The sequence below is a fragment of the Sphingomonas sp. Leaf208 genome, assembly GCF_001421415.1.
Lineage (GTDB): Bacteria > Pseudomonadota > Alphaproteobacteria > Sphingomonadales > Sphingomonadaceae > Sphingomonas.
The window spans coordinates 179,548-198,155 of sequence record NZ_LMKH01000036.1; the positions used below are offsets into that span (position 1 = coordinate 179,548).

Annotated in this window: 27 protein-coding genes; 19 read left to right on the forward strand and 8 right to left on the reverse strand. The window is 66.3% G+C overall.

What is annotated here, in order from left to right; genetic code table 11:
* Positions 1–31: 31 nt before the first annotated feature.
* Complete coding sequence (locus ASE69_RS18370; RefSeq protein WP_056052052.1) at positions 32–253, reverse strand: hypothetical protein; 222 nt, start codon at positions 251–253, stop codon at positions 32–34.
* A 111-nt stretch (positions 254–364) separates the two neighbouring features.
* On the opposite strand from ASE69_RS18370, the gene ASE69_RS18375 reads away from it, so the two are divergent.
* The 3 genes from ASE69_RS18375 (at position 365) to ASE69_RS18385 (ending at position 3,127) form a co-directional block, all read left to right on the forward strand.
* Positions 365–1,096: a hypothetical protein gene (locus ASE69_RS18375; RefSeq protein ID WP_156362404.1), complete on the forward strand. Its 732-nt coding sequence runs from the start codon at positions 365–367 to the stop codon at positions 1,094–1,096.
* A gap of 364 nt (positions 1,097–1,460) precedes the next feature.
* The gene (crcB, locus tag ASE69_RS18380) at positions 1,461–1,835 is read left to right on the forward strand and encodes a fluoride efflux transporter CrcB (protein WP_056489728.1); all 375 of its coding nucleotides are present in this window, start codon (positions 1,461–1,463) and stop codon (positions 1,833–1,835) included.
* Complete coding sequence (locus tag ASE69_RS18385) at positions 1,832–3,127, forward strand: RluA family pseudouridine synthase (RefSeq protein WP_082453234.1); 1,296 nt, start codon at positions 1,832–1,834, stop codon at positions 3,125–3,127. Before crcB ends, ASE69_RS18385 begins: the two co-directional genes overlap by 4 nt.
* A gap of 364 nt (positions 3,128–3,491) precedes the next feature.
* Here the strand turns inward: ASE69_RS18385 and ASE69_RS18390 are convergent, their stop codons facing one another.
* On the reverse strand, positions 3,492–3,986 hold the full coding sequence (locus ASE69_RS18390; protein ID WP_056489730.1) for a DUF1440 domain-containing protein: 495 nt from the start codon (positions 3,984–3,986) through the stop codon (positions 3,492–3,494).
* Between the two features lie 114 nt (positions 3,987–4,100).
* Between ASE69_RS18390 and ASE69_RS18395 the strand changes: the two genes are divergently transcribed.
* Genes ASE69_RS18395 through ASE69_RS18405 form a run of 3 tightly spaced genes read left to right on the forward strand, consistent with a single transcriptional unit; the run spans position 4,101 to position 5,649 of the window.
* Positions 4,101–4,760 (forward strand): HAD-IA family hydrolase, encoded by a 660-nt coding sequence (locus ASE69_RS18395; protein WP_056489732.1) that lies wholly within the window; start codon positions 4,101–4,103, stop codon positions 4,758–4,760.
* The gene (locus tag ASE69_RS18400) at positions 4,757–4,975 is read left to right on the forward strand and encodes a hypothetical protein (RefSeq protein ID WP_056489735.1); all 219 of its coding nucleotides are present in this window, start codon (positions 4,757–4,759) and stop codon (positions 4,973–4,975) included. Before ASE69_RS18395 ends, ASE69_RS18400 begins: the two co-directional genes overlap by 4 nt.
* Positions 4,972–5,649: an ATP12 family chaperone protein gene (locus ASE69_RS18405; RefSeq protein ID WP_056489737.1), complete on the forward strand. Its 678-nt coding sequence runs from the start codon at positions 4,972–4,974 to the stop codon at positions 5,647–5,649. Before ASE69_RS18400 ends, ASE69_RS18405 begins: the two co-directional genes overlap by 4 nt.
* 115 nt (positions 5,650–5,764) lie before the next feature.
* On the opposite strand, the gene gmk is transcribed toward ASE69_RS18405, so the two are convergent.
* The 5 genes from gmk to ASE69_RS18430 all read right to left on the reverse strand — a co-directional run bounded on the left by gmk (position 5,765) and on the right by ASE69_RS18430 (position 9,106).
* Positions 5,765–6,415, reverse strand: a complete 651-nt coding sequence (gene gmk / locus ASE69_RS18410; RefSeq protein WP_056489738.1) for a guanylate kinase — start codon at positions 6,413–6,415, stop codon at positions 5,765–5,767.
* A 72-nt stretch (positions 6,416–6,487) separates the two neighbouring features.
* The gene (locus ASE69_RS18415) at positions 6,488–6,688 is read right to left on the reverse strand and encodes a hypothetical protein (RefSeq protein WP_056052077.1); all 201 of its coding nucleotides are present in this window, start codon (positions 6,686–6,688) and stop codon (positions 6,488–6,490) included.
* The gene (locus tag ASE69_RS18420; protein WP_056489740.1) at positions 6,685–6,897 is read right to left on the reverse strand and encodes a hypothetical protein; all 213 of its coding nucleotides are present in this window, start codon (positions 6,895–6,897) and stop codon (positions 6,685–6,687) included. Before ASE69_RS18420 ends, ASE69_RS18415 begins: the two co-directional genes overlap by 4 nt.
* Before the next feature lie 148 nt (positions 6,898–7,045).
* Entirely contained in the window at positions 7,046–8,434 is a 1,389-nt protein-coding gene (gene fumC, locus ASE69_RS18425) for a class II fumarate hydratase (protein WP_056489742.1), read from the reverse strand.
* Positions 8,435–8,620: 186 nt separating this feature from the next.
* Complete coding sequence (locus ASE69_RS18430) at positions 8,621–9,106, reverse strand: SspB family protein (RefSeq protein WP_056489744.1); 486 nt, start codon at positions 9,104–9,106, stop codon at positions 8,621–8,623.
* Between the two features lie 71 nt (positions 9,107–9,177).
* Between ASE69_RS18430 and hisB the strand changes: the two genes are divergently transcribed.
* The 9 genes from hisB to ASE69_RS18470 all read left to right on the forward strand — a co-directional run bounded on the left by hisB (position 9,178) and on the right by ASE69_RS18470 (position 15,181).
* The gene (hisB, locus tag ASE69_RS18435; protein ID WP_056489746.1) at positions 9,178–9,765 is read left to right on the forward strand and encodes an imidazoleglycerol-phosphate dehydratase HisB; all 588 of its coding nucleotides are present in this window, start codon (positions 9,178–9,180) and stop codon (positions 9,763–9,765) included.
* Positions 9,762–10,079, forward strand: a complete 318-nt coding sequence (locus ASE69_RS18440) for a YciI family protein (RefSeq protein ID WP_056489748.1) — start codon at positions 9,762–9,764, stop codon at positions 10,077–10,079. Before hisB ends, ASE69_RS18440 begins: the two co-directional genes overlap by 4 nt.
* A complete protein-coding gene (hisH, locus tag ASE69_RS18445) occupies positions 10,076–10,696 on the forward strand; it encodes an imidazole glycerol phosphate synthase subunit HisH (RefSeq protein ID WP_056489750.1) in 621 nt (206 codons plus the stop codon). Before ASE69_RS18440 ends, hisH begins: the two co-directional genes overlap by 4 nt.
* Entirely contained in the window at positions 10,693–11,430 is a 738-nt protein-coding gene (gene hisA, locus ASE69_RS18450) for a 1-(5-phosphoribosyl)-5-[(5-phosphoribosylamino)methylideneamino]imidazole-4-carboxamide isomerase (RefSeq protein ID WP_056490314.1), read from the forward strand. The genes hisH and hisA overlap by 4 nt, the downstream gene beginning before the upstream one ends.
* Before the next feature lie 238 nt (positions 11,431–11,668).
* Positions 11,669–12,442 (forward strand): imidazole glycerol phosphate synthase subunit HisF, encoded by a 774-nt coding sequence (gene hisF, locus ASE69_RS18455; protein WP_056489752.1) that lies wholly within the window; start codon positions 11,669–11,671, stop codon positions 12,440–12,442.
* Between the two features lie 4 nt (positions 12,443–12,446).
* Positions 12,447–12,623, forward strand: coding sequence for a hypothetical protein (locus ASE69_RS22650; RefSeq protein ID WP_200924200.1), 177 nt, complete (start codon positions 12,447–12,449; stop codon positions 12,621–12,623).
* A gap of 32 nt (positions 12,624–12,655) precedes the next feature.
* Positions 12,656–12,973 (forward strand): phosphoribosyl-ATP diphosphatase, encoded by a 318-nt coding sequence (locus ASE69_RS18460; RefSeq protein WP_056489754.1) that lies wholly within the window; start codon positions 12,656–12,658, stop codon positions 12,971–12,973.
* A 107-nt stretch (positions 12,974–13,080) separates the two neighbouring features.
* Positions 13,081–13,458 (forward strand): histidine triad nucleotide-binding protein, encoded by a 378-nt coding sequence (locus ASE69_RS18465; RefSeq protein WP_056489756.1) that lies wholly within the window; start codon positions 13,081–13,083, stop codon positions 13,456–13,458.
* 112 nt (positions 13,459–13,570) lie between these two features.
* Positions 13,571–15,181: an amino acid permease gene (locus ASE69_RS18470; RefSeq protein WP_056489758.1), complete on the forward strand. Its 1,611-nt coding sequence runs from the start codon at positions 13,571–13,573 to the stop codon at positions 15,179–15,181.
* Positions 15,182–15,310: 129 nt separating this feature from the next.
* Here ASE69_RS18470 and ASE69_RS18475 read toward each other — a convergent pair whose 3' ends face one another.
* Positions 15,311–16,309: an adenosine kinase gene (locus ASE69_RS18475; RefSeq protein ID WP_056489760.1), complete on the reverse strand. Its 999-nt coding sequence runs from the start codon at positions 16,307–16,309 to the stop codon at positions 15,311–15,313.
* 484 nt (positions 16,310–16,793) lie between these two features.
* Here ASE69_RS18475 and ASE69_RS18480 point away from each other — a divergent pair, with 484 nt between their 5' ends.
* The 4 genes from ASE69_RS18480 to ASE69_RS18495 all read left to right on the forward strand — a co-directional run bounded on the left by ASE69_RS18480 (position 16,794) and on the right by ASE69_RS18495 (position 18,603).
* On the forward strand, positions 16,794–17,483 hold the full coding sequence (locus ASE69_RS18480) for an EI24 domain-containing protein (protein WP_056489762.1): 690 nt from the start codon (positions 16,794–16,796) through the stop codon (positions 17,481–17,483).
* Positions 17,480–17,851: a hypothetical protein gene (locus ASE69_RS18485; protein ID WP_056489765.1), complete on the forward strand. Its 372-nt coding sequence runs from the start codon at positions 17,480–17,482 to the stop codon at positions 17,849–17,851. Before ASE69_RS18480 ends, ASE69_RS18485 begins: the two co-directional genes overlap by 4 nt.
* Positions 17,852–17,997: 146 nt before the next feature.
* On the forward strand, positions 17,998–18,300 hold the full coding sequence (locus ASE69_RS18490) for a hypothetical protein (protein WP_056489766.1): 303 nt from the start codon (positions 17,998–18,000) through the stop codon (positions 18,298–18,300).
* Positions 18,301–18,381: 81 nt separating this feature from the next.
* On the forward strand, positions 18,382–18,603 hold the full coding sequence (locus ASE69_RS18495) for a hypothetical protein (protein WP_136188474.1): 222 nt from the start codon (positions 18,382–18,384) through the stop codon (positions 18,601–18,603).
* Positions 18,604–18,608: the final 5 nt, after the last annotated feature.

An 18,608-nucleotide genomic window follows, 5' to 3' on the forward strand; every position in this document is an offset into this window, starting at 1 on the left:
GGCCCGGTGGAAACGCCGGGCCCTTCTTGCGTCAGATGATCCCGCCGCCGAGGCTGAGGCGGAGCGCGAAGATGATGATCAGCACGATGTTGAGGTTGCGGCCGCCGCTGCTCGATGACAGCGCGCCGACCGCGGCCCCGACGATGCCGATCGGGATGACGAGCCAGTTCATCCAGCCAAGCAGCGGGATGAACGCGACGAGGCCAAGCACCAAGGTGACGAGGCCGATGAGGATCGAGACGATGTTCAGCATAGAGTGAACATGGCGAGTCGCATGGGTTCGGGCAAGATCGGCGTCACGCGCTCGACTGGGGACATGCGGAAAACGCTTTCTTCACCGCCTTTCGCGCATAGGATGGCGGTGATGACTTTTCCCTTGCGCCCCGCCCTGATCCTTTTGCCGCTCGCGCTAGCCGCGTGCGGACGGTCGTCGACCGACCAGCAGGATCTCAACAGCCTCGATGCCGAGCTGACCAATGGCGCAGTACGCGATCCGGCGCTGACGTCGTCGCTGGGGGGGCAGATCATGGTCGATCCGCGGCTGGCACAGTCGTCGAATACCGACGCGGTGCGGCCACCGCCTCGGCCGGATAGCGGCGCGGTGCCGCCGGAAGGTCCGCTCAAGGCAGATCCGGTCGATCCGCGGACGCTGAAGCGCGCGCCGACGGCGTCGAATGACTGTCCGGAGTGCAAGTCGGCGAATGGCGCGCTGACGTTGGGGGCACTGGCGGAGCGGCAGACGACGCCGGATGCCGGGGTTTGCGCGCAGAAGATTGGGTATTCGGCGGGGTGGGCTAACCGGTTGCCGGCGGACCTGCCGCTGTATCCGGCGGCGCGGTTGACCGAGGCTGCTGGGGCGGATCGCGATGGGTGTCGGTTGCGCGTGGTGAGTTTTGCGAGTGCTGCGCCGATGCAGAAGATGCTCGACTGGTATTTCACGAAGGCGACCGCGGCGGGGTATTCGGCTGGGCATAGCACGGATGGGCGGCAACATGTGCTGGGCGGGGTTCGGGGGAACGACGCGTATGTGGTGTACGTGACGGCGCGGGCTGGTGGCGGGAGCGATGTGGATCTGGTTTCCAACGCTGGGCGGTGACGAGCGGTTTGGCGCTACTGAAAGCCTCCCGACAATCTTCGCTTGAGATTCACCTCCCCGGCGGAGGCCGGGGTCCAGTTGCGGAACGTCGCTAACTGAGCGCGGTCCTTCGTTATTGCCACCTTTCCAACTGGGCCCCGGCCTTCGCCGGGGTGGTGGTACGCGGGGTGGCGTGTTGGGGTGGCGTCATCTCTTCCCTCCTTGTTCTCCCGCGAAGGCGGGAGCCAGACTGGGTCCCCGCCTTCGCGGGGAAACAATTTGGGATAGGGCGCGCACGGTAATCTCGAACCAACGCAATGGAGCGCCACACGTCTCCACTGCGGCGCACCTTTCCGTTTTGCCCGATTCACGCTAGGGCGCGAGAATGCTTCCCCTTCTCTATGTCATGGTCGGTGGTGCGGTCGGGTCCGGCGCGCGCTATCTGACTGGCCGCGCGATGCTGTCGTTGCTGGGGCCTGACTATCCCTTTGGTACGCTTGCCGTGAATTTGATCGGCGGGTTGCTGATGGGGGTGCTGGTTGGCGTACTCGCCCGCAATACCGCTTCGGAAACGTGGCGGCTGTTGCTCGGCGTGGGCGTATTGGGGGGATTCACGACGTTTTCGGCGTTCTCGTTGGACGTCGTCACGATGATCGAGCGAGGCGCGATCGGCGTCGCGTTCGGCTATGTTTTGGTGTCGGTGATCGGTTCGGTCGCCGCGTTGTTCGCGGGTCTCTCCGCAGTAAGGGCCGTCGCATGACTGCGGGCAAAAGCGATAGCGATTCCGGCTTTCGGGAATTCAACGTCGGGTTCGACGATGACGGCATCCGGCTCGACCGGTGGTTCAAGCGACATCTGCCCGAGACGAGCTTCACGACGGTGGCGATGTGGGCGCGCACCGGGCAGCTCCGCGTCGACGGCGCGCGCGCGACGCCGGGCGACCGGATCGCGGCGGGCCAGATGCTCCGCGTGCCGCCGCCCGAGGCCGACAAGGCCGCCGCGGACGTGGACAAGCCCAGGCGTGTCCGCGAACGCGTGATTTTGTCGGACGAGGAGACCGAGCTTGCGCAGTCCATGGTCATCCACAAGGATTTCCAGGCGTTCGTGCTGAACAAGCCGCCGGGCCTGGCGACGCAGGGCGGGACCAAGACGACGCAGCATGTCGACGGGCTGCTCGATGGGCTGCAGTACGACAACGAAGGGCGGCCGAAGCTGGTCCACCGGCTCGACAAGGACACGAGCGGCGCGTTGCTGGTGGCGCGGACGTCGCGGGCGGCGGCGTTCTTTGCGAAGGCGTTTTCGGGGCGGACCGCGCGGAAAGTCTATTGGGCGCTGGTGGTCGACGTGCCGTCGATCGAGGACGGCATGATCGAGCTGCCGATCGCGAAACAGCCGGGCACCGGCGGCGAGAAGATGCACGTCGACGAGGCCGAGGGCGCACCGGCGCGGACGCGCTACCGCGTGATCGAGCGCGCGGGCAACCGTGCGGCGTGGGTCGAGCTACAGCCGTTCACGGGACGGACTCACCAGTTGCGCGTGCACATGGCGGCGATCGGGCACCCGATCGTCGGTGATGGCAAGTACGGTGGGGCCGCTGCGTTCCTGACCGGCGGGATCTCGCGGAAAATGCATTTGCACGCGCGGCGGATCAAGGTGGATCATCCGGATGGCGGGTCGATCGACGTGACCGCCGAGCTGCCGACGCATTTCGCGGAGAGCTTGAAGCAATTGGGCTTCGAAGAGAAGCTGGGCGACGACCTGGTGCTCGACGAGAAGACCGCGCCGACGCGCGAGCAGATGAAATCGCGGGCTAAGGCGCATGCGAAGTCGGTGCGGAAAGACCGTAAAGGTGAGCGGCGTGGGCGTGGGATTGTCGAGGAAAAAACGACGGGCAAGCCTGCGCCGAAGACAAGTGGGCCTCGGACCGGGGCTGGGTCGAAGTTCGGGGCGCCGCGGAGCGGGCCTCGGGTTGAGGGGGCCAAGCCGGCTGGGCGCGGGCGTCCGGGTGGGGCTGGGAAGCCTGGGCCGCGGAGTGGGCCTGGGACTCGGTAATTGATGGCTGCCGCCTAACGTGCCCTCACCCTTCCCACGGCCAAATGGCCGCGGGCCCCTTCCCTCTCCCCGAGGGGAGAGGGTGAAGTGATCAGACTGGGCGCTCAGGCCTAACCATATTGCGCCACCCCGGCGGAGGCCGGGGCCCAGTTGGGGGACGTTGCTAACGAAGGGCAGGGCTCCGTTATTGCCGCCTTTCCAACTGGGCCCCGGCCTTCGCCGGGGTGGGGTGGTTGGTAAGCGATAGCTTATCCGCACATTCCGCTCCCCCGCGAAGGCGGGGGTCCAGGGGCCACGATCGCGGCGCTGCTTGGTTCCTGGGCCCCCGCGTTCGCGGGGGAACCAGATGAGCGCAGTTAGCGCCCTACTTCAGCCAACCCAGCAGCAACCGCCGCACACCCTCAGTTACCGTCCCGAACACGATATGCGACGCCGCGCTATACAGATGCGTTGTCGGCGCGGTGTTCCACGGCGCATCGCCAAGACCCGCCGCCGGCACCGCCGCCTCGTCGAGCAACGCCGTCGTCGCGGCCGCGAACGCGGTGCCGTAGCCTGCCGTCACCGAAGGCCGGTATTCCGCCGCAACCGCGTAGGCGATCCCCAGGCCTGCCCCGAGTGCATAATGCACAACCTGTCCGGCGAACGGCTTGCGGTCGTCGGGAACGTCGTGGCCGACCAGCACCTGCGACACCTTGTCCGCCGCCTTCTCCGTCGCAGGCTCGGCATCGCTATCCGATGAGGACAGCGCGGCGACGCCGGCCTGGAAGCGGTCCATCACGAACGAGGCGGCGAGGCCTGCGACCAGGCCCACAGCGGCGGCCGCCCAGATGTTTGGGGTGTCGGTCTGTGCGTGCGCCATCGTTGAGTCTCCAGAGGTGTCCGACACGAACCGTTCGCAGGCGCGCGCGTTCCGGTTTGGCGTTCCCTCGCGTGCACGCGTGATCTACGAGGCGGCGATGCGTTGGAAAATCTCATGATCCGTCTTGCCGTGTTCGATTGCGACGGGACGCTCGTCGATAGCCAGGCGAATATCTGTGTCGCGTGCGAGCGTGCGTTCGAGGGCGCCGGGATGATCCCGCCGCCGCGTGCGGACATCCGGCGAATCGTCGGCTTGAGTCTCGTCGAGGCGATGCAGGTCTTGCTGCCGACAGCGGACGAGGCACTGCATCGGTCGCTCGCTACCGACTACAAGAACGCGTTCCATGCGATGCGGGCGAGTGGCGAACTGGCCGACGAGCCGTTGTTCGAGGGGATTGCCGAGGTGATCGAGACACTCGCCGCAGACGGCTGGCTGCTCGGCGTGGCGACGGGGAAGTCGGACCGGGGTCTCGCGCATATCCTCGCGGCGCACGGGATCACCGATCGGTTCGTGACGGTGCAGACCGCGGATCGACACCCGTCGAAGCCCGATCCGGCGATGCTGCTCGCGGCGATCGCGGAGGCTGGTGCGAGGGTGGAGACGACCGCGATGATCGGCGATACGAGCTTCGACATGGCGATGGCCTGCGCGGCCGGTGTACGCGCCGTCGGGGTCGCGTGGGGGTATCACGACGTGCACGAGCTTTCCGATGCGGGTGCGGATGTCGTTGCGACGGCCGTGCCGGATCTGCTGCACATGGTGGCTGCACGATGACCGATGCCGACAAATTGGCGCAGCGACGCTGGTTCGTGCTGGTCGGCGTGCGGCTGGCGGGGGTTGCGGGCGCGTTGCTCGGGCTGATCCTGATCGCGCGCGCGCATGATCTGGGGCCCAAGATCCTCGGGACGGCGATCGTGCTGTCGGCGATGGCGATGATCGCGATCGTGCCGCGTAGTCTTGCGCATCGCTGGCGGAGTCCTGACGCGTGAAGCGGTTCTGGAAAGACGTCGCGATCGATGCGGACCGGGTGGTGACGCTAGACGGCAAGCCGGTGCGGACGCCCGGGCGGCGGCCGCTCGCGCTACCAACCGATGCGCTGGCCGAGGCGGTCGCAGAGGAATGGCGTGCGGTCGGTGAGACGATCGACCCGCGGACGATGCCGCTGACGGGCCTGGCCAATGCGGCGACCGATCCGATCGCGAACGATCCTGCGCAGTTTGCCGCGCGGCTGGCGGCGTATGGCGAAAGCGACCTGCTGTGCTACCGCGCCGACGGTCCGCCGTTGCTGGTCGAGCGGCAGGCGGCGTGGGATCCGCTGCTGGCGTGGGCGCGGGGGCGGTATGACGTGACGTTCGCGGTGACGGCGGGCGTGATGCATGTCGCGCAGCCGGCAGCGACGATCGCGCGGCTGCATGAGGCGGTCGCGGCGTATGACGATTTCCGGCTGGCGGGGTTGTCGCCGGTGGTGACGCTGACGGGCTCGCTGGTGATCGGCCTGGCGGTGATCGAGGGTGAGATCGATGCCGATGCGGCTTGGGCGGCGGCGGGAATCGACGAGGACTGGTCGGTCGAGATGTGGGGCGAGGACTGGCAGGCGACTCAGTTGCGCGAGTTGAAGCGCAAGGAGTTTGGGGTTGGGGTAGAGTTTTTGGGGCTGCTGTAACCTGCTCCCCTCCCTGGAAGGGAGGGGTTGGGGGTGGGTGGGCCTGTTGGCTGACGCAGCGATCCCCCAGCGGCCGACCCACCCCCGGCCCCTCCCTTCCAGGGAGGGGAGAGGACTAGCGCGTCAGTCGGCGGATGAAGCCGATCAGCCCGGTCTGGCGTGACCGCTTCAACCGTTCCGCCGCGAGGATCGTCTTCACGCCGCGGATGCAGCTGTCGACGTCGTCGTTGACCAGCACGTAATCATAGCCGTCCCAGTGGCTGACCTCGTTTGCCGCGCGCGACATGCGGGCTTCGATCACTTCTTCCGAATCGGTGCCGCGGCTGGTGAGGCGGCGATGGAGTTCTTCCATCGACGGTGGGAAGATGAAGACGCGGACGACGTCGCCGCCGGCGATCTGGAACAACTGTTGCGCGCCCTGCCAGTCGATGTCGAAGAGCACATCCTTGCCGGCTGCGAGCAGTTCCTCGACCTGCGCGCGGGGGGTGCCGTAGCGGTGGTTGAAGACGTGTGCCCATTCGAGGAACTCGTCCTTCGCGACCATGTCGCGAAAGCCTTCGAGGTCGGTGAAATGATAGTCCTTGCCGTCGACTTCGCCGGGTCGCACCGACCGGGTCGTGACCGAGACCGACATCTCGAGTTCGTGCTCGTCCGCGAGCAGTCTGCGCGCGATCGTCGACTTGCCGGCGCCGGACGGCGAGGACAGGACGAACAGGACTCCGCGACGACGGAAACCATGCGGGTCGGACGGAAGTGTGTGGGGCATGCGCGCCCTTGCCGCGGACTGCGCATGGGCGTCAACCCATGCGCGGCCTGCGCGTGGTATTACGAAGGCGGATTAATAGCCGGCCTTGCGCGCCTTGTTGCGGTCATAGGCCTTCTTGGCTGCATAACCGCCGCCGAGGATCATGCCGAGCGGGCCCATACGGCGCATCAGGCCCATCGCCACGACGCCCTTGACTGCGCCCGAGGCGCCGCCCGAACCGTCGCGACGGCCCATCTCGCGGCCGACCAATGCACTGATAATACGTCCGATCATGCTTCTGACTCCCCGAAAACCTGGTCCTTGAGTTCCGCTGCACCGCGCAGCACTGCCCAGCCGATCGCGTAGGTCACGGCTAGCGGCACGACGACCTTGAGTACGTTGGCGGTGATCGCACCGATGATCGCGCCGTCCGCGTTGCCGTCATCGCCGCTGAGCGAGTCGATGCCTGCGCCGATCAGCGCGCCTATGGTCGTTGCGCCCACGTAATTTCTCCTGTCCGTGTGGCGGGTTAGCGTTTGGCGGAGGATTGGGTTCCCATCCGCCCACGTGTTCTCCTGCGCACGCAGGAGTCCAGGGTTTCGGGCGGCGCGCTTGGTACCCTGGGCTCCTGCGTGCGCAGGAAAACGGAGGTCAGCGGCCGAGCATCGATTCGGGTTTGACGACGCGGTCGAAGGTTTCGGCGTCGACGAGGCCGAGCGCGAGGCCCGCCTCCTTCAGCGTCAGGCCTTCGGCGTGCGCGTATTTGGCGATCTTCGCGGCGGCGTCGTAGCCGATCTCGGGGGCCAGCGCCGTCACCAGCATCAGCGAGCGGTCGAGCAGCTCGGCGATCCGCCCGCGATTGGGTTCGATGCCGTCGACGCAGCGTTCCGCGAACCCTTCCATTGCAGTCGCCAGCAGGTCGATCGAGCGGAGCACGTTGGCGCCGATTAGCGGCTTGAACACGTTCAATTCGAGGTGGCCCTGCATCCCGCCGACCGTCACCGCGACGTGATTGCCCATCACCTGGCCGGCGACCATCGTCAGCATCTCGCACTGGGTGGGATTCACCTTGCCCGGCATGATCGAGCTGCCGGGCTCGTTCGCGGGAAGGTCGATCTCGCCGAAGCCGCAGCGGGGACCGGAGCCGAGCAGACGAATGTCGTTGGCGATCTTGGTCAGCGCGACCGCCAGCGTGTTGAGCGTGCCCGAGAGGTGGACGAGCGGGTCATTCGACGCGAGTGCCTCGAATTTGTTGCGCGCGCTGACGAACGGCAGGCCGGTGATTGCCGCCAGTTCGTGCGCGATCGCGTCGCCAAAGCCGGCGGGGGCGTTGAGGCCGGTGCCGACTGCGGTGCCACCCTGCGCGAGGATGACCATGCCGTGGCTGATCGCGGGCTCGATACGGTGACGGCAGCGGTAGAGCTGGTTCGCATAACCCGAGAATTCCTGGCCGAGCGTCAGCGGCGTCGCGTCCTGTAGGTGCGTGCGGCCGATCTTAACGATGTCGTCCCAGGCGTTGGCCTTCGCATCGAGCGCGGCGTGGAGCTTGTCGAGCGCGGGGATCAGGCGGTTAGTGGTGGCGATCGCGGCGGCGATGTGGAGCGCGGTCGGGAAGCTGTCGTTCGACGACTGGCTCATGTTGACGTGGTCGTTGGGGTGGACCGGCGACTTGCCGCCGCGGGTGCCGGTGAGGACCTCGTTCGCGCGGCCGGCGATCACCTCGTTGGCGTTCATGTTCGACTGCGTGCCGCTGCCGGTCTGCCAGATGACGAGCGGGAACTGGTCGTCGAGCTTGCCGTCGATGACCTCCTGCGCGGCGGAGTCGATCGCGGCGGCGATGGTTTCGTCGAGGCCGTGGGTGCGGTTTACGCGGGCTGCGGCTTGTTTGACGAGGGCGAGCGCGTGGACGATCTCGATCGGCATGCGTTCGCGTGTGGCGAAGGGGAAGTTTTCGATCGAGCGTTCGGTTTGCGCGCCCCAGTATGCGGCGGCTGGGACTTCGATCGGGCCGATCGTGTCGGTTTCTGTGCGGGTGGTCATAGGGGGAGAACCTTCCGGGGCTTGCGTGGGTCCCTCGCCCCTTCGGGGAGAGGGAGGGAGGAGCCGCAGGCGACGGAAGGGTGAGGGGTTTTGGGAGGAAGCGGCCTTAGCCTCACTCCCCTCTCCCTTCTCACGGCAAGTGCCGCGGGCCCCTTCCCTCTCCCCGTAGGGGCGAGGGAGTTTGGGTCACTTCTTCCGTTTGAAATCCACGGCTACGACGTTCGAGCCATCCTCGATCGGCACCGCGGTCGGGCCGTCGTTTTCCGCTTCGTCGTGGTCGCCGAGCGCGTCCTCCGCACCTTCTTGCGCCTGGAAGCGGAGTTCGAAGCTTACCGCCGGGTCCTGGAACGCTGTGATCGCCGAGTACGGGATTACCAGCTTCGACGGCACCTGATTGAACGACAGCCCGATCGAGAAGCGCTCGTCGTCGACGATGAGGTCCCAGTAGCGGTTCTGCATGACGATCGTCATCTCGTCCGGGAAGCGCTCGATCAGCCGCTTGGGGATGTCGACGCCGGGGGCCTGCGTCTTGAAGGTGATGTAGAAATGATGCTCGCCGGGAAGCCCGCCGGCCTCCGCGACCGAACCGAGCACGCGGCCGACCACGGCACGCAGGGCTTCTTGTACGATCTCGTCGTACGGAATCAGGCTATCGGGCAGTCCATCGGTCATATCCCTTGGGTAGCGCCATTCGGATGCCGGTCAAGATTGCATGCGTCGTGGCGCACGTTATGGGAGGTGGCATGCGCACCGCCACGATCACCCGCTCCACCGCCGAGACGGCGATCGACGTCACCGTGAACCTCGATGGGACCGGCGTGTACGACGTCGAGACCGGGGTCGGTTTCTTCGATCACATGCTCGAACAACTCTCGCGCCACTCGCTGATCGACATCCGCGTGCGGACCAAGGGCGATCTGCACATCGACGAACATCATACCGTCGAGGATACCGGCATCGCGATCGGGCAGGCGTTCGCGCAGGCGCTCGGCGATAAACGCGGCATCGCGCGGTACGGCGATGCGCTGTCGCCGATGGACGAGACGCTGACGCGGGTGGCGCTGGATATTTCCGGGCGGCCTTGGCTGGTGTGGAAGGATTTGTTTTCGCAGAAGCGGCTCGGGGGGATGGATACCGAGATGTTCGAGCATTTCTTTCACAGCTTCGCGCAGGCGGCGGGGATCACGCTGCACGTCGAGACGCTCTACGGGTCGAACAACCACCACATCGCCGAGGCGGCGTTCAAGGGTGTCGCACGTGCGATGCGGACCGCGATCGAGATCGACCCACGCAAGGCCGACGCTATTCCGTCGACCAAGGGAATCCTGTGAGCGATCCCTTTGCGCGGACCGACGCGCCGTTGTGCGTGGTCGTGCTGACCTATGGCGCGCCGCTGGATGCGATCGATGCGCGGATGAAGGAGCATGTCGCTTGGCTCGCCAAGGGCTATGCCGAGGGCGTGTTTCTCGCATCGGGCCGGCAAATTCCGCGTACCGGCGGCGTCATACTGATCCGCGGGGAGAAGGCGGCGGTCGAGGCGGTGGTCGCGACCGATCCTTTCGTGAGCGGTGGGCTGGCGACGGCTGAGATCACTGCATTCACGGCGAGCATGGTCTTGCCCGAGATCGCCGGGCTGCTGAAGTGACGCTCGCGCTGATCGATTATGGCGCGGGGAATCTGCATTCGGTCGAGAATGCTTTGCGGACGGCGGGGTGTGTCGATCTGGTCGTGACTTCGGATGCGGACGTCGTTGCGAAAGCTGAGCGGATCGTGTTGCCGGGGGTGGGCGCGTATGGCGCTTGTGCGGCGGCTTTGCGCGCGGTGCCGGGGATGGTCGAGGCTTTGAACCGGCGGGTTCTGGATGAGGGTACGCCGTTTCTCGGGATCTGCGTCGGCATGCAGTTGATGGCCGAGGCTGGCGAAGAGATGGGGACGCATGCCGGGCTTGGCTGGGTTTCGGGGCGCGTGCGGCGGCTGGAGCCTGGGACGATGGAGGCGAAGGTGCCGCATATGGGGTGGAACGACGTCGTTCCCTCCGTCGCGCATCCGCTGATCGAGCCAGGCGAGGCTTATTTCCTGCATAGTTTTGCGTTCGAACCCTCTGATCCTGGGAGCGCCGACGTGCTTGCGACGACCGACCATGCTCGCCCGGTCACTGCGGCGATCGGTCGCGACACGATGATCGGCGTGCAGTTTCATCCTGAGAAGAGCCAGCGCTATGGCCTGGCCTTGCTCGAACGATTCCTGGAGTGGCGGCCGTGAGCCTGATTATCTTTCCCGCGATCGACCTGAAGGCGGGCCAGGTGGTGCGTCTCGCCGAGGGCGATATGGACCGCGCGACCGTCTATGGCGACGATCCTGCGGCGCAGGCGATGCTGTTCGCCGAGGCGGGTGCGGAGCATCTGCACGTGGTCGATCTCGACGGGGCGTTCGCGGGGGCTTCGGTCAACGGCGACGCGGTGCGGTCGATCGTCGCGCAGTTTCCGGGGCATGTGCAGCTTGGCGGCGGTATCCGGACGCGGGCGAGCGTCGAGGGCTGGTTCGATCTGGGCGTGTCCCGCGTCGTGATCGGCACGGCGGCGCTGGAGGACCCCGAGTTCGTGCGCGGCGTCGCGAAGGATTTTCCCGGCGGGATCGTCGTCGCGGTCGACGCGAAGGACGGCATGGTCGCGACCAAGGGCTGGGCGGACGTGTCGACCACGACTGCCGTCGATCTTGCGCGGCGGTTCGAGGATGCGGGAGTGGCGTCGTTGCTGTTCACCGATGTCGGGCGCGACGGGATGCTCAAGGGGTGCAATGTCGACGCGACGGTCGATCTGGCGCGGTCGGTGGACATTCCGGTGATCGCTAGTGGCGGGGTGAAGGGCATTGCCGAGATCCACGTTCTCGCGTTGCATGTGCGGGATGGCGTCGAGGGCGTGATTACCGGGCGGGCTTTGTATGATGGCCGGCTCGATCTCGCGGCGGCGATGAGCGTGGCGAAGGCAGCAGGATGATTCACGCGGAGACGCGGAGACGCGGAGGAAGTGAGAGCTTTTCGCGCAGAGGCGCAGAGAACGCGGAGGAGGTGTGCGGCAGCATTCATTGCTTCCTCATTGGCAACAGAACCCCGCCCGCCCCAGCGCACCCTTTCTTCTCTGCATCCTCTGCGACTCTGCGCGAAAATTGCTTAGCGGCTTTGCCGCGTCTCCGCGTCTCCGCGTCTCCGCGTGAACAAAACCTTCGGCCCAGCGCATGACGGTTCGCGCGCGCGTCATTCCGTGTCTCGACGTTGCCGATGGGCGCGTGGTGAAGGGCGTAAACTTCGTTGAACTGCGTGATGCGGGCGATCCGGTCGAGCAGGCGCGGGCGTATGATGCGGCCGGGGCGGACGAGCTGTGTTTCCTCGATATCGGTGCTTCCTATGAGGGTCGGGGTACGATTCTCGACGTCGTGCGACGGACTGCGGCGGTGTGCTTCATGCCGCTTACCGTCGGCGGCGGTGTGCGGACGGCGGACGATGCGCGGGCATTGCTACTGGCGGGGGCGGACAAGGTCGCGGTCAATTCGGCGGCGGTCGAGCGGCCGGAACTGGTCGCGGATATCGCCGAGCGTTTCGGCAGCCAGTGCTGCGTCGCGAGTGTCGATGCGCGGCGTTCCGGTGAAGGGTGGGAAGTGTTCACGCATGGCGGTCGGCGCGCGACCGGGATCGATGCGATCACGCATGCGCTGAAGCTTGCCGAACTGGGCGCGGGCGAATTGCTCGTCACGTCGATGGACCGTGACGGCACGCGCAGTGGTTACGACCTCGACCTGATCCGGGCGATTTCCGACCGGGTGAGCGTACCCGTGGTGGCGAGCGGTGGGGTCGGTGGGCTCGACGATCTGGTGGCAGGGATCCGCGACGGGCATGCGAGCGCAGTGCTAGCGGCGTCGATCTTCCATTTCGGGCAGGCATCGATCGGCGATGCGCACGCCGCGCTGGCGGCGGCGGGGATTCCCGTGCGCTCGCCGATGCGTCCGGCCTGATCTAATGATCGCACTGCCCTTCCTCGCGGTGCAATCGGGGCATAGCGGCATCGTTCATCCCCGCACCGGGCCCGAACTGTCGGACATCGCACTCTTCGGGTTTGCAGCGATCGGCGTGTGGCTGGTGCGGCGGGCGTTGCGGAAGCGGTTCGCGAAGACCAAACGACCCGCAGAGGATTGACCCGCCTGCGCACCTGCTCCAGCACGCCGCGCATGGACCCCGTATTCGACCGCCTCGAGGCGACCATCCGCGCCCGCCGCGATGCGCCCGCCGACACTTCCTATACCGCGAGCCTGTTCGCGAAAGGCCGCCCGAAGATCGCGCAGAAGCTCGGCGAGGAAGCCGTCGAGACGGTGATCGCGGCGTGCTCGGGCGACGAAGCGAGCATCGTGCCGGAAGCGGCCGACTTGATGTTCCATCTGGCCGTGTTGCTGGCGGATGCAGGGCTTAGCCTAGACGACGTGCGAGCCGAGTTGGAGCGGCGCGAGGGTGTTGGCGGCTTGGTCGAGAAGGCCGGGCGGACGGGCTGACCTGCCGCTTGCGGGAGGGGGCGGGGGAGGGCATGACGCACATGCTCCGCCGGGATCGGGATGGCCAGCCCCTCCCCTAACCCCTCCCGCAAGCGCGAGAGGAATATATGTCGATCGACGCCACCCAGCCTTATGACGACCAGAACATCTTCGCGAAGATCCTGCGCGGCGAGATCCCGTCGAAGCGGGTGTACGAAGATGACTTTGCGATCGCCTTTCATGACATCAATCCGCAGGCGCCGACGCATCTGCTCGTGATCCCCAAGGGCGCATACGTGTCCTGGGACGATTTTTCCGCGCGTGCGCCAGACGCCGAGATCGCCGGGTTCATCCGCGCGGTGGGCACCGTCGCGCGCGCCACCGGCCTTGTCGAACCGGGCTATCGCCTGCTCGCGAACATCGGGCAGGACGGACACCAGGAGGTGCCGCATCTGCATGTTCATGTCTTCGGCGGGCGCCCGCTCGGGCCGATGCTGACGCGATAGGCCAGCTTCACCGCACTAAAGGATTGCGCGTAATAAAATTGCCATTAGGCTCGGGCGCTTGAGCAAAGGGGGCCATTTGACCCGGCCCTCGCTATCCCCGGGGGACACCGCGTTGATTTTTGGTCGCGTAAAATCGCTGGATGCCATTCTGGCGACGGCAGAGAAAAAGGGTCTGGCGCGAACGCTCAGCGCGTTCCAGCTGACGCTGCTGGGCGTCGGTGCGGTGATCGGCACGGGTATCTTCGTGCTGACGTCCGAAGCCGCGCAGAAGGCCGGGCCGGGCATGTTGCTGAGCTTCGTCGTCGCAGGCTTCGTCTGCGCGGTTGCGGCGCTCTGCTATTCCGAACTCGCGTCGATGGTGCCGGTGTCGGGCTCGGCCTACACCTACACCTACGCCGTCACGGGTGAGTTGCTGGCGTGGATGGTCGGCTGGGCGCTCATCCTCGAATATGCGGTCGGCGCGAGCGCGGTTGCGGTGGGGTGGTCGAACCATTTGGCCGGGCTGCTCGACGGGATCGGCTTCCATATTCCCAACGGGTTGCGCAACGCGGACGCGCTGATGGCGAACGTCCAGGTCGCGTTCGGCGCGACGCCCAACGCAGATCTTCAGACCGCGATGACCGTTGGCGGGTTCATCAACCTGCCCGCGGTGATCGTCATCGCGCTGGTCACTTGGCTGCTGGTGGTGGGCACGACCGAGAGCGCACGCGTCAACGCGGTGCTGGTGCTGATCAAGATCGCCGCGCTGACTGCGTTCATCGCGCTGACGATCCCGGTCCTTAAAGCCGATAATTTTCATCCGTTCCTGCCCTACGGCGTCGGCAATCCGCTGAGCTCGTCGGGTGTCGGCGTGCTGGGTGCGGCGGCGTCGATCTTCTTCGCCTATGTCGGCTTCGATGCGGTTTCGACGGCGGCGGAGGAGACCAAGAACCCGCAGCGCAACGTGCCGATCGGGCTGATCGCCAGCCTCGGCATCTGTACGTTGTTCTACCTGCTGGTCGCGTCGGGCGCGATCGGTGCGATCGGTGCGAACCCGGTGACGACCGCCGATGGCGGTATCCTGGCACCGGGCTCGGCCGAGATGGCCGGGCGTTGCGCGGCGATCGTCGCCGGCGGCGCGATGGAGCCGCTGGTGTGCTCGAAGGAAGCACTCGTCCATGTGCTTCAGGTCATCAACTGGCCGATCATGGGCCGGCTGGTCGGGCTTGCGGCGGTACTGGCGCTGCCATCCGTCGTGCTGATGATGATGTTCGGCCAGACCCGCGTGTTCTTCACGATGGCGCGCGACGGCCTGTTGCCCGCCAAGCTCGCGTCGATCCACCCGAAGTTCCGTACGCCACACGTCGTCACGGTCGTGACGGGTATCGCCGCGGCGATCGCAGCGGCGGTGCTGCCGGTCGGCAAGCTCGCCGATTATTCGAACGCGGGGACGTTGTTCGCGTTCATGATGGTGGCGATCTCGGTGATGGTCCTGCGCAAGACCGATCCCGGCCGCAAGCGTCCGTTCCGCACGCCGGCGGTGTATATCGTCGCGCCGCTCGCGATCATCGGCTGCGTCGGGCTGTACCTGTCACTGCCGTTGACCGCCAAGCTGGTGCTGCCGGGCTGGGGTGCGATCGGGTTGGCGATCTACTTCCTGTATAGCCGCTCGCGCAGTCATGTCGGGCTGGGGCTCGACGATGGTGTAGCAGAGGACGACCGGACGCCTCCGGCCAGCCACTGATCGAGTCCAACGAAAAAAAGGGCCGCGGGAGAAACTCCCGCGGCCCTTTTTTGTGCCTTCGCACCAAGCTTGTTCTCCCGCGGAGGCGGGAGCCCAGTCTGCGTCCCCGCCTTCGCGGGGACACGTGCCTCAGCCGATGTGCTTGGCGGCTAGCGCCTTCATGTCGACCATCGGGCGGGCGCCGACATGACTGATGATCTCCGCCGCGCAGACCGCACCGAGCTTCAGCGACGCCTGCAGGTCGTAGCCCTGCGCCTGACCGTGGAGGAAGCCAGCCGCGAACAGATCGCCCGCGCCGGTGGTGTCGACGACCTTTGCGATCGGCTCGGCCTTCACTTCGGCGCGCGCGCCGTTCTGGATCGCGCAGGCGCCGTGCTCACCGCGGGTGACGACCAGGGTCGGGACCTGTGCGGCAATCTTGGCAACCGCTGCATCGAAATCTTCGGTCTCGGCAAGCGAGGCGAGTTCGCTCTCGTTGGCGAACAGGATGTCGATCAGGCCGTCCGACAGCAGCTGGCGGAAATCGCCGCCGTGGCGCGAGATGCAGAACACGTCGCTGAGCGTAAAGGCGACCTTCCGCCCTGCGTCGCGCGCGCAATCGATCGCGGCGCGCATTGCGGCGCGCGGCTCTTCGGGATCCCAGAGATAGCCTTCGAGATACAGGATCGCGCTGTCGGCGATCATCGCGGTGTCGATCGCGGCGGCGGGGAGGAACTGGCCCGCGCCAAGGAAGGTGTTCATCGTGCGCTGGCCGTCGGGCGTCACGAAGATTAGGCAGCGGCCGGTGGTCGGATCGCCGGCGCGGACGGGGGTGGCGAACTCGATGCCGATGCTGCGGACGTCATGCGCGAAGACCTGGCCGAGCTGATCGTCGGCGACCTGGCCGATGAACCCGCATTTGCCGCCGAGCGCGGCGATGCCGGCGACGGTGTTGGCGGCTGAGCCACCGGAGATTTCCATGCCGGGGCCCATCTTGGCGTAGAGTGCGTCGGCTTCTTCCGACGAGAACATGAGCTGCATCGAGCCCTTGGCGACGCCGATCTCGGTGATGAACGCGTCGTCGGCGGTGGCGAGGATGTCGACGATCGCATTGCCGATCGCGACGACGTCGTAAGTGGGTGTGCTCAAGGGGAAACTCCGGGGGTGCGGGAAAGCTCTGCCGTAAATCGCGGGGGGGATTGGTGCAACTGGTGTGGGGGGTGGGAATGATTGGCCACAACGAACGCAATGATCGAAAAGGGGATTAATAGCTGGGAAAGGCCACCACCCCGGCGGAGGCCGGGGTCCAATTGGGGACGGTGATAACGACGGGCTGCGCCTCATTACGACGACCTTTCCAATTGGGCCCCGGCCCCCGCCGGGGTGGTGGCTTTAATTTGGAAGGGCCAAACTTCGGCGGCTCGGCGGTTTGGATAATCCGTGACACACCCCCCGCCCTCTGCTGTTCCCCCGCGAACGCGGGGGGCCAGGGTCTCGGGCGGTGCTCGTGGTTTAGCTGGGCCCCCGCGTCCGCGGGAGAACGGGACAAGGACGGGCTGCCGAAAAGCCAAAACGACGGAGACACGGCGGAAACGCGCGTTGACCTTCGCCTGCACCCACGGCATCCCGAGCCATGCTCCGCGCCCTCGCCCTCTCGCTTGGCCAGCTTACCGATCCGCCCGTGCTCCGCGTGTTCGTCAAGTCGATGGTCGTCACGCTACTTGTCTTCGCGCTGCTCGGCGCTGGCACGTGGTGGGGTACGCAAGCCGCACTGGCCGCGTGGCTCGACTGGCATTCCGGCGGGCTCGCGGCCGCGTTCGCGCTGTTCGTCACGATCCTGGCGCTGTGGCTGCTGTTCCGTGCCGTCGCGATCGCCGTGGTCGGGATTTTCGCGGACGAGGTCGTCGAAGCGGTCGAGGCGCGGCATTATCCCGACGCGCTGCGCACCGCTCGCCCTGTCCCGTTCGCGCGCAGCCTCGCGATGGGGCTACGCTCCGCTGCGCGCGTCGTGCTCGTCAATCTGGTGATGGTGCCCGTCTACATCGCGCTGCTCGTCACCGGTGTCGGCACGGCGGCCGCGTTCTTCGTCGTCAACGGCTGGCTGCTCGGGCGCGATCTGGGGGACATGGTGGCGGCGCGGCATATGGACGCGGCGGCGATGCGGGGCTGGCGTGCGACGACGAAGGGGAGGCGGTTCGTGCTGGGGCTTGCGAACACCGGGCTGTTCGTGGTTCCGGTCCTCAACATCACCGCGCCCGTGCTGGGGGCCGCGATAGCGACGCATTATTTCCACAGCCAGTATTCTCGCAAAGGCCGACCATGACGCGATTGACCACTATAGCCATCGCGCTGGCACTCGGTAGCGGACTGGCAGGCTGCGCCGCACCGATCGCGAAACCTGCGGTCGGACGCCCGGCGATCCCGTATACGAGCGTCGGCCTGGAACGCGTGCTTGGCCAGGATGCCGCCGGCCTGACCAAGCTGTTCGGCCCACCCGACGCCGACGTCCGCGAGGGCAGCGCACGGAAGCTCCAGTTCCAGAGCGGGATCTGCGTGCTCGACGCGTATCTCTATCCCAAGGGGTCGGATGCCCCCCGCGTGACGTATCTCGACGCGCGAGAACCCGACGGGAGCACGATCGACCGTGCGAGTTGCGTCGCGGCGCTGACGCGACGGGAAGGCGGGAAGTAAAGCACGGTCGCGCAGTAGGCTTGCACTTCTGCGGTCAACGCATCCGATAAAGATTAACCGCGCTGACCTCGTCGATGGGCAACGGGAGCGCGAGATCGGTTCACCGTGCCGTCGCGTGAAGCGATCGCATACGACCCGCCGACACTATGGACGCACGCTCCATCACGCCGCACGACGGTGATCCACCCGGGGGGCCGGAGTCAGTGATCGTGTTGAAGACCATGTGGAATATGCCCGCAAAGGTAGTGCGCGAGCATGCAGCGAACGAAGAGGACATCGGCAAGTCCGTCGCCAGCGGATCTTTGCAAGAGATGGTTCGGGCATTCGATGGGTATGACGACGTCGAAGCGGCGGACCTGATCATTCAGTGCGCGGGCCGCGACCGACCGATCACCTGGGACGAAATCCGGGACCTTCGGCGTATCGAGGCCCAGAGCGCGGGAGACTGACACGCGTCAATATCCCGCTCGTCATGGACTTGGTGCGACGGAGCGTTATGGCGCCTGGAGACCCGATAGCGAAAGACGATCATGGCAACGACCGTAATTACCCCGAGCGGCCCCGGCGCGATGGAAGCCGGCCTGATTCTCGACGAAGACGGCCAGCGCTTCGTCGTGCTGACATTCAAGGAACCGGGGGGCGAGCCGACGCTGGTCACCTTCACGGTTCCGATTTTCCAGCATTATGTCGAGCATCTTGTTCGCACCGCCGCATCGGCTGACGATGAGGCGAACTGGGGCATTCCCGGCTGAGTCTA